This window comes from Bartonella sp. AP57NXGY, from assembly GCF_042195805.1.
Classification (GTDB): Bacteria; Pseudomonadota; Alphaproteobacteria; order Rhizobiales; family Rhizobiaceae; genus Bartonella.
The window spans coordinates 1-628 of the sequence record NZ_JBHIOZ010000591.1 but is presented as its reverse complement, the minus strand read 5'-3'; the positions used below and the strand labels follow the sequence as shown (position 1 = coordinate 628).

Here is a 628-nt window from a genome sequence, read left to right as displayed (position 1 = left end):
AGAATTTATATGATAAAATATTGTTTTCTATAAATAAAATACCTTCAAAAATAAACCAAAATGTGCTTAATAAATAGGCATGATTTGTTTCTATTTTTTATAGTGAAAGGATTTTAGAATGACAGAAAATGATATTCTTTTAACAGACCGTGAAAGTGCAAAATTGCTTCATATGAGTGTTTCAACATTCCGCCGTCATATTACCAATGGCTCTCTCCCAAAACCTTTAAAATTTGGTTTTTTATCCCGTTGGTTACAATCAGATCTCTTGAATGTCATCGAGCAAGCAAAACAGCAACGTCAAACTGACGCGGCATAAAAAAACCTTGTCACGTAAGGACGGACAAGGCTTTCTCAAACTCATCAATCTAGAGATAGCACAATCCGTCCTATGACGCAACGTTATAGGATTTACAATGATGTGTTCTTTTAAGAACGCGCAAGGTATTACACGTGCATTACGTGGAGTTTGGCATGGGCGTTATGGAACAGCCCGTTGCCCTGCTCATGATGATAGACTGCCTAGCTTATCCCTTGCCAATGGACATGACGGGCGTCTTTTACTCTATTGTTATGCTGGCTGCTCTTTTAGAGAGATCATACAAGCGCTTATTAGAATTGGATTGCT

General features: G+C 37.6%; 2 protein-coding genes. Both read left to right on the top strand.

From position 1 onward, the window contains the following. Positions 1 to 118: 118 nt before the first annotated feature. Positions 119 to 319 carry a helix-turn-helix transcriptional regulator gene (locus ACFIL8_RS12215; protein WP_375613860.1) on the top strand — a complete coding sequence of 67 codons (201 nt, stop codon included), beginning with the start codon at positions 119 to 121 and terminating at the stop codon, positions 317 to 319. A 97-nt stretch (positions 320 to 416) separates the two neighbouring features. Beyond that, on the top strand, positions 417 to 628 hold a 212-nt coding region (locus ACFIL8_RS12210; protein ID WP_375690036.1), incomplete at its 3' end, for a virulence-associated protein E.

What these genes read in the sequence shown, in the direction of transcription:
- ACFIL8_RS12215 (WP_375613860.1), top strand. Translation starts at nt 119, where the DNA reads ATGACAGAAAATGATATTCTTTTAACAGACCGTGAAAGTGCAAAATTG.